Annotated in this window: 4 protein-coding genes; 2 read left to right on the top strand and 2 right to left on the bottom strand. The window is 42.2% G+C overall.

What is annotated here, in order from left to right; genetic code table 11:
* Positions 1-238 precede the first annotated feature (238 nt).
* Positions 239-4,705 (top strand): FkbM family methyltransferase, encoded by a 4,467-nt coding sequence (locus QUA03_RS14420; protein ID WP_333212978.1) that lies wholly within the window; start codon positions 239-241, stop codon positions 4,703-4,705.
* 57 nt (positions 4,706-4,762) lie between these two features.
* Here the strand turns inward: QUA03_RS14420 and QUA03_RS14425 are convergent, their stop codons facing one another.
* Both QUA03_RS14425 and QUA03_RS14430 read right to left on the bottom strand, forming a co-directional pair.
* Complete coding sequence (locus tag QUA03_RS14425) at positions 4,763-5,551, bottom strand: class I SAM-dependent methyltransferase (RefSeq protein ID WP_333212979.1); 789 nt, start codon at positions 5,549-5,551, stop codon at positions 4,763-4,765.
* A 22-nt stretch (positions 5,552-5,573) separates the two neighbouring features.
* Positions 5,574-6,257 carry a methyltransferase domain-containing protein gene (locus QUA03_RS14430; RefSeq protein ID WP_333212980.1) on the bottom strand — a complete coding sequence of 228 codons (684 nt, stop codon included), beginning with the start codon at positions 6,255-6,257 and terminating at the stop codon, positions 5,574-5,576.
* A 422-nt stretch (positions 6,258-6,679) separates the two neighbouring features.
* Here QUA03_RS14430 and QUA03_RS14435 point away from each other — a divergent pair.
* A partial coding sequence (locus QUA03_RS14435) for an FkbM family methyltransferase (RefSeq protein WP_333212981.1) occupies positions 6,680-9,129 on the top strand: 2,450 nt, incomplete at its 3' end.

Genomic DNA, 9,129 nt, shown 5'->3' on the forward strand with positions numbered 1-9,129 from the left:
ATCGAAAGATGAAGGACAAGATTCCGGCTAATATACCTAAATTGGGTTATGTGCTCGATCGCAGGCATATTAGAAAGTGAATTTGTGGAACCAGTTAGGTTTTATCGTGTCAGCATGAGGTCTTTGAAATCTCACGATGGGCAGCCAAGATATTTTAATCTCTAAACCCTGCAAAATAAAAGCTGGTTCAAAGAGACGGTAGTTATGTGTTTAAAAAAAAGGTATAGGAGTAATTGAGATGGGTTTGGGAGATTGCAAACAGCTAATGTTGGTGCTGAAAAATGAATATAATGTGCCAACATTTGTAGAGACGGGGACTTTTCAAGGCAGCACATCTGTGTGGGCGGCAGAGCATTTTCAAAAGGTATTCACAATAGAATTTGCTAAGCACATATATGAATCTACATCCAGTGCTTACAGTCATGTAAAAAATATAGAATTTTTGTGGGGTCATACAAAAGAACAACTTAAATTAATCGTTCCTCAACTCAATGAGCCTGCTCTGTTTTGGTTAGATGCTCATTGGATGGGCGGTGGTACAGCGGGAGAAAATGATGAGTGTCCGCTGCTTGAAGAATTGGAAATAATCAATAATTCTGAATGCGAACATTTTATCCTGATTGACGATGCTCGATTGTTTTTGTCTCCCCCACCAAGTCCTCACCGTATAGAACAATGGCCAAGCCTTAATGAAATAATTGCTACACTATCGGCGAAAACAAGCAGATATACCGTTATTTTTGAAGATGCCATAGTTTCTGTGCCTGAACGAGCAAAATCGGTTGTAGCTCAGTTTTGTCAAGATGCTAATACTAAGGCATGGGAAGAGTTTTCGCGAACAGGTGAGTTCCGGGTAGCTACTGCTTTGCCCAAGCATCCAGAAGAGAAGAAAGAAACAGAAAAAATAACAAATAGCAGCTTTCAAGATAGTGGTGAGAGCCAAGTTGTCGCTAGATTTATTAATGCAGGGAATGTGGTTTTTGATGTAGGTGCTAATGCTGGGGATTGGACAGCGGAAGTGTTGAGCCAAGGACATGACGTAGAAATTCACCTGTTTGAACCAATTCCTCATGTCTACAAAAAGCTGATTCAGAACCTGGATAAACAAGTAATTTCCAACAATGTAGCTGTAGGGCAGAAGGAAGAAGTTAAGACATTTTATTATTACGAAGCCAATCCACTATTGAGTAGCTTTTACCGCCGACTAGATGTGGAAAAACAAGGGTTGCTCAATACACCCAAAGAAATTAGTGTTTTGACCACTAATATCGATAATTACTGTCAGCGCCACGACATTAAGAGAATTAATTTTCTCAAAATAGATGTTGAGGGTGGCGAATTAGAAGTTCTTTATGGAGCCAAATATTTTCTAGAAACAGGCAGAATAGATTATCTGCAATTTGAATATGGAGGAACTTATCTAGATGCTAAAACGAGCTTGAAAGAAGCATTTGAGTATTTGCAAAAATTCCGCTATTCGATTTTTAAGATTCTCCCCGATAAGTTAGAATATAAACCTACCTGGCTGTCAGAGGATGAAAACTTTGAGTTCAGTAACTTCTTGGCTGTAAATGAGCGATTCTGCCAAAATGTTTTGGGTGAAGTACCCCGAATGCTGGACTTGCAGCAAATTTTCAGTCAATATGGGATCGTGCCGCACGGAGTTATTCACGTTGGAGCTCACGAAGGCACAGAAATCAGCACTTATCAAGCAATGGGCGTTCAAAAAGTGCTTTTTGTGGAAGCTAACCCGGTTGTGTTTGAACGGTTGCAAGCTAATATTGCTGGGGTGCCAAATGTTCAAGCGGTGAACTGTGCTGTTAGCAATGAAAATGGTACGGTAAACTTGCGCGTGACTTCCACCGACCAAAGCAGTTCTATTTTGCAACTGAAGCGCCATCTAGAACTTTATCCAAATATTCAAGAAACGCATCAAGTTCAAGTACAGTCAAGAACGATTGATACGCTGCTACAAGAACTGCAACTCAACCCTTATGACTTTAATATCTTAAATATAGATATTCAAGGGGCAGAACTGTTGGCTTTGCAAGGAGCAGCTAACTGGTTGAAATATGTAGCAGCAATTAACACGGAGGTTAATTATGAAGAGCTGTATGACGGCTGCGCTTTAATTGACCAGTTGGACGAATTTCTCGAAAAGCACGGCTTTCAGCGGGTGGCAACGATAACGCACCATCCCTACTGGGGCGATGCTTTGTATGTCAAGAAGCCGCTGATTACGATGGCGGCATTTGAGATAGCGCGATTTGGCAATCAGATATTTGACTATGCTTTCTTGAAAATGTACACCAAAGAACACGGGATGCGGCTTGAGTTGCCAGCATGGCCCGGTCAATATCTTTTCGGTCACAATGAGCCGCCAATTTCTCATCCATTGCCTCAAGTTGTGGAGCAACAATATCCCTATAAAAATTCAGAATCTGCAATACTTAACGCGCCACAACCAATTACAAACGCAGATTTTTTTGGATTTTTTCAGTTTCATACCAAGTATCACGCTCAGCAAAAAGAATATTTCTGTTCGCTGTTCAAACCAGTCTCGGAAGTTGAAGCTAAGATGCAAGAAGCTGTCAACAGCTTGCGAAAACGAGGCAAAACAGTTGTAGCATTGCATTTGCGACGCGGCGATTATAGTTGGGCAAGCGATATCGTGCCCTATCTTTCTATTGCTCCAAATGAATGGTACAGAGAATGGTTGGACGGTTTTTGGGAAACGCTAGATGAACCAGTTTTGTTTATAGCTAGCGATGAAATCGAAAATGTTGTCGGGGATTTTGCCGATTACAACCCGATAACAGCCAAAGATTTGGGTGTAGAGATGCCAGAAGCACCTTTCTATCCTGATTTTTACATATTGAGCCAGTGCGATGTTTTGGCTACTTCAAATAGCACGTTTTCTTTTGCAGCAGCGATGCTGAACGAACGGTGCAAATTTTTCTTCCGACCGAATTTACAAAAGAACAAACTGATTCCCTTCGATCCTTGGAATAGCGAGCCGTTGCTGCGGGATAATCCCCATCAGAAGCCGACACCCCAGCAAGAAAATATCAGAAATAAGTGCAAACTGAGTGTGTGCGCGATTCTCAAAAATGAGGCACCCTATTTAATTGAGTGGTTGGAATTTCATAAAATAGCTGGTGTTGAAAGGTTTTATTTGTACGACAACAACAGCACTGACAACCCTTTTGAGATTGTTCAACCGTACATTGAGTCAGGCGAAGTTATTTGGCACGATTGGCCGTTGATACCAGGACAACTTCCAGCTTACGAACATTGTCTAGAAAACTACAGGCAAGGCTCGGAGTGGATAGCTTTTATTGATTTGGATGAGTTTTTATTTCCGACAGAAAAGGACGATCTCAAAGAGGTATTAGAGGAGTTTGATGATTGTCCAGCAGTAGCAGTTAATTGGCTGGTTTTTGGATCTTCGGGTCACAAAACTAGACCAGAGGGCTTGCAAATAGAAAATTTTACTAAACGAGGCGTAAACGATTGGGAAATCAACAAGCATATCAAATCAATCGTGCGTCCTGTAGAGGCTATGCGCCCTCTTTCACCTCACGATTTTACATATTTGGACGATCGGGTTGCCACCACAGAAAGTAAAAAACCGATAGTGGGGCCTTGGTCTACAACAAATTCCGTGCAAAAGCTGCGAATCAATCATTATACGACTCGCTCTTTACAAGAAAGCAAAGAAAAAATGTTGCGAGGTATAGCCGATGCACTTGTTCCGAGACCTTGGATGTTTGACACTACCGATCGCAATGAGGTAGAAGATTTAACCATTCAACGTTTTGTTCCTCAGTTGAGACAAGCTGTTGATTCAGTTTTATCTAAATCTCGAATAGCACAGATTTTAACGGAACAGTGGCGCTTGCAATCTAAGCTGTATCAGATGCAAATTGAATTAGAAAAATCTCCGACCCAACCATACCAAGCTTCTGGGGAATTTGAGCAATTTACAACTCAACTGCAACAAGTTAAAGATGAATTTGGACTAATTAAAGAGGAACTGGAATGCGGGCAGGTTAAGTACCGTCTTACTCAGGAAGAACTAGAAAAAACTAAGTGTCAGCTAATAGCAATTCAGACTAAAATGCAAGAGATTGAGAGCGCAGCGGTTCCGTTAAGTCAACTGGCAGAATTGTATTTGACTCAAGGGAAGTTAGAAGATGCGATCGCAATTTGCGAGCAAGTATTAAAGATTAAACCCAAATTTGCTCCGGCCTACAAGACTGTGGGGAATGCCTTGCAAGCTCAGGGTAAACAGGATGAGGCCAAGAGTTGGTACCTTCGCGCTCTGGAAATTCAGCCGGATTTTGCTCCAGCTTTAGCAAACCTGGGGACTATTCACGCACAGCAGCAACATTGGCAAGAGGCGATCGCCTGTTACCAAAAAGCGATCGCGATTCAACCGAATTTTGCTGGTGTTTACCGCAACTTGGCTAGGGTATTTTCGGAAATTGGCAAGGCAGATGAAGCTGTCGAGTGTTCTTATGCAGCCGTGATTTTGGCACCGGAAACAACGGCAGAGGAATACTTTAACCTTGGCAATACTCTGTTGCAGCAAGGTAAGCAGGAGCGGGCGATCGTATGTTACCGCAGGGCTGTTTATTTAAACCCAAATTTGTCTGAGGCTCATGACAAGTTAAGTGAAGTTATGTCTGTTGTTGCGGAGTAGGATGAAGCGATCGCTTATTATCAAAAAGCGATCGAACTTCCACCACCAATCTAGAACTCACCGCCTCATCGCTACTAAAGCAAAGCACGGCCCGTGAGGAGTGTGAGGCTGATCGAAGTTGATGCGGATGTCGGTTAACCCAAAATAGGTCAAACATGACATGATATCTTCACGGCTCATCCAGTTACTAAATCGACTGCTGCCGCCGCAGAAACCAGCAGCTTTTACTTCACCTTTGTATTCCCCATATTCCTGACGGTAAAGCATATGTTTAAAGCCTTGATACTCAGCAGCAGTCTTCTCGGCAAACCTTGGGGAAAGGTAAGGAGTGCTGCGGATTATATTCTCGTCATAGTAATGAGTCCATATAAAAACTCGGTCTGAAACTTTAGCAATCAAGCCGATTAGCTCAGCAGGGTTTGTCATGTGGTAGAGTATTCCGCTGGCGAAACAAGTATCAAACTTGCCCGGATTTAACCGCAGATATTCTACACAATCACCGCAAAGAAAGCGAGCATTGCGAAGTCCTACCGCTTCTTTAACAATTAGGCATTTTAGATAAGCGCGAGTGCTGGCCTCAACTGCCGTAATCGATGCTGCTCCCAGTTTCTCCAGCATATAGGTATGTCCCGCTTCCAGCGGCCCGAGTTCAAGGATTGTTTGACCTGTAACTCCCCCTAATTGCTCAATAGCCCAAGTGATGCGACCATCTTCAAACAGAGCACTTTGTCCTGCACTTAGTAATGACAAATCCCCAGGTAATTTAGATGCCCATTCACCTTGAAAAATATCTACCGCATTCTGCACGCTAGGGGCGGTTTTAACATAATAATCGATGATTTCCATAAGCTTAAATTAAAGTAATTTTTTAATCGTACAAGGTTTTTCTGAGAATACAAATAAATTCGCCGCCATTTTCTTGGAATAGTTCTACTTGCAATCCCACAGATAGCTTTTGCTGAAAGTATTGAATTAACTCAGAGAAAGTCTCTGGCGTCCAGACGTGGTAATGAATGCTGTAATCTAGATCTAGTAAAGCCTGTACGCGAGAGGCTACCTGCGGTTCGGGAAATTTTTCGACTAATCTGACATATTCCTCAAAATGAGATAGTCTTGACCATTCCGGCCCTTCTTTGTAGTCCCGAATTAGGTGGTCGAGGGAAGTCAAGGGCCGATCGCGATCGAATATATAGCGCTTGTCCGGCACGCCCATGTACACAATTCCTCCCGGTTTGACAACTCTCAAAAAGTTTTCCAAAGCGCCGATCGGATTTTGACAGTGTTCTATCATGTGATTGGCAATGACAAAATCCCAGGAGTTATTTGGTGTGCCTGCAAGAGTTTCACCGTCATCTATAATATCAACATCTGCTAGATTGACCCCAGCTAGCTCCGGGTAGTGTCTCCTTAATTCTTCTACTGGCATCCGATCTATGTAATGAACTTTAACGTCAGCAGGAATTTCTAGAGGAGCATTCAGCGGTCCTACCTCAATTCCCTCACCTTTCAAGTATTGAGAAGCTATTTCTCTTCTTTTTGCGTACAGATCCATAATTTATTGTTTTGTCTTGCGAGTTGGGATGTGACTCCTCACTACAGAGGTGGAACCTGATCGACCTTTCTAGTTTACCCGATCGCGCGTGTTGCTTGATCGCCTGAGTGCGATCGTCTTCCTGTGTTGATTTTTGGGGTAATATCTATTGTTAAGCTCGATGGCTTAGGGCTTGCGGGCGATCGCCTGTCTATCATACCTGGTGCCTGCGGGAACATCCTTAGAGGCCTGAAGTCTGATATCCTTGGGAAGGCAACGGCTTGAGTTGATTTGGAGTTCATTGGGGCGATCGGGCAAAAATTACCCTCATTTGTGGTAAGCTTTTGAGAAACCATTTTTAGGAGTAGGTTGTCCTAGAGCGACTGGTTCACGTAGTGTACTTGTATACCTATTTAACAAAAATGTTAGTAATATGCAACGGAATGGCTAGATCTGGTTCAACACTTCAATACAATATTTGTCGCAGCCTTGTAGAAAAACTAGATATAGGCAAAGGAGAAGGTTTTTTCGAGGGAAATCAGCTATTTAATTTGCAAGAGCAATTTTTAGAGTGGGGTAAAGACGATCTATTTCATGTCATTAAAATCCATGATTTTTATCCAAAAGCAGTCGAAATGAGCTTAAAGGGCTGTGTAAAAATTTGTTACATTTACAGAGATATTAGAGATGTAGCTGCAAGCCTGAAGAAAAAAGACAAGGTTAAGGGGAAGGCTCTGATCACAAGTCTTGACGCTGCAATTGAAGTATATTATAAGCTCAAAAATGTACCCAATATTTTAATACACAAATATGAAAGTATTGTTATAGATATAGCTAAAGCAATAAGGGAAGTAGTTTTATTTTTAGGAATCAAATCCAGTGAAGATACAATAGAATGGGTGAATAAAGAATGCTCGGTTGAGAATGCTAAAAAAGTAATATTAAGTTTAACGGCGGGTGGCATTCAAAATACTCAACTCAATGCCTCAAGGCAACAGTTGTACGATTCAAAGACTTTATTACACCACAACCACATTTCAAAGAACTCCGGAGCTATAGGTGTTTGGAGGTTTGACCTAGAACAAGAAGAAATTAACTGGATAACAGAGCGTTACAAATCATGGCTGGTTGAGGTAAAATATTTATTAGATAGTAATTTTTGTAATTTTAATCTGAATCATCATAACCAAGGAGGATCTGGAATGCGCGTTGAAGCTTGTTGTCAAAGAATTTTAAGCTATGTTCTTCCCTTGGTAGACGAAAAGCGAGAAGGCCTTTGTATTGATGTTGGCGTAGGAACATTTGCATTTTACTGCGAGATGTTTTCCATGCTGGGATTTAAAACTATCGCCGTTGAACCCCTTCCTGTCGAGGGAGTGCGGGTTTTGTGTCAATATGACGGCATAACTTTGATAGAAGCCTGTCTATCAGATGTCAACGGCACTAAGACTATTCATTTAGGAAATGTGGCTGGTGGATTGGATAGTAATTATGCTTCTCTTGAGTCGGACTGGTTTGGTGTTTCTACAGAAACACGAGAAGTACAATCATTGACATTATCTAAATTACTGTTAAACATAAATGCTCAAAAAGTAACTTGTTTAAAGCTAGACATAGAAGGTGCGGAGTCTACCGTTATTACTAAATTGGGGGAATTACCCAAAGCTTGGCGGCCAAGCGTAGTTATGTTTGAATATGGGGGTGGCGACTCTAAGGAAAAAGGTCAATATGGTTGGTCGCCCAAGTATGTGAGCGCTACTATGGAGTGTATCAGAGCATTGAAGGAGTGCGGATACAATTGCAGCATTATGATAGATAATGCGCTTGATACAGAAGCCAGAACATTTGAGTTGCAGTCGTCCAGTTTAGAACCCGATTCTATATTTTATCCGAACGGTGGCTATGGAAACATTATTGCTTTTAGTGAGTTTAATATAGCCCAAGATGAAGTTGCAAAAATCTGCGCTCCCTATTATCAAACAAGCCCCCCAAGCGATGGTTCAGGAGGCCATAAAAATGTAACAACACTATCAGCAACAGAAGAATTGGATCTCTATAAGTTTCAGTTGCACCAGACTAGAGAAGAGTTGGAAGAGTGTAAGGCTCTGCTGCAACAGATTCAGGGGGAAGCGCAACAGTATCAAAATCAACTGCATCAAACTCAGGAAGTATTGGAACAATTCCAAGATCAAATGCAACAAGCTGAGACACTGCTGCAAGAGTATCAAGGTCAACTGCATCAAACTCAGGCAGAGTTGGGGTCATCTCAGTCACAACTGCACTCCACTGAGGCAGTATTGGAACAGTCGCAGTCACAACTGCACTCCACTGAGGCAGTATTGGAGGAATTGCAGTCTCAACTGCACTCTACTGAGGCCATATTGGAGGAATCGCAGTCTCAACTGCACTCTACTCAGGTCATATTGGAGGAATCGCAGTCACAACTGCACTCCACTGAGGCAGTATTGGAACAGTCGCAGTCACAACTGCATCAGAATAGAGCAGAGTTAGCAAACAAGAATTCTCAACTGCATCAGAGTGAGTGGGAATTAGAGCGAACTCGTTTTAAACTGCATCAAACTCAGGCAGAATTAGCACGTTGCAAATCCCAAGTAGAGCATATTCATTTGGAAGCGGAGCGATTGGGTTCTCACATTGGGCAAGTTCAGGGAGAATTAGAAGAGTCGCAGTCTAAACTTCGCAGCAGCAGCAGGGAATTGAAGCGATCGCACTCTCAACTTGTCCAGGTTCTAGGAGAATTGGAACAGTCCCAAGCTCAGCAGCGTCAGACCGAAGCAATATTGCAGCAGTCACAGTCTCAAAACCATCACCTTCAAAATGAATTGAAGCGGTTTTACTCTCAACTTGTCCAAGTTCAGGAAGAGTCCCAGCA

Origin of the sequence: Microcoleus sp. S36b_A4 (genome assembly GCF_036700645.1) — a bacterium.
GTDB lineage: Bacteria > Cyanobacteriota > Cyanobacteriia > Cyanobacteriales > Microcoleaceae > Microcoleus.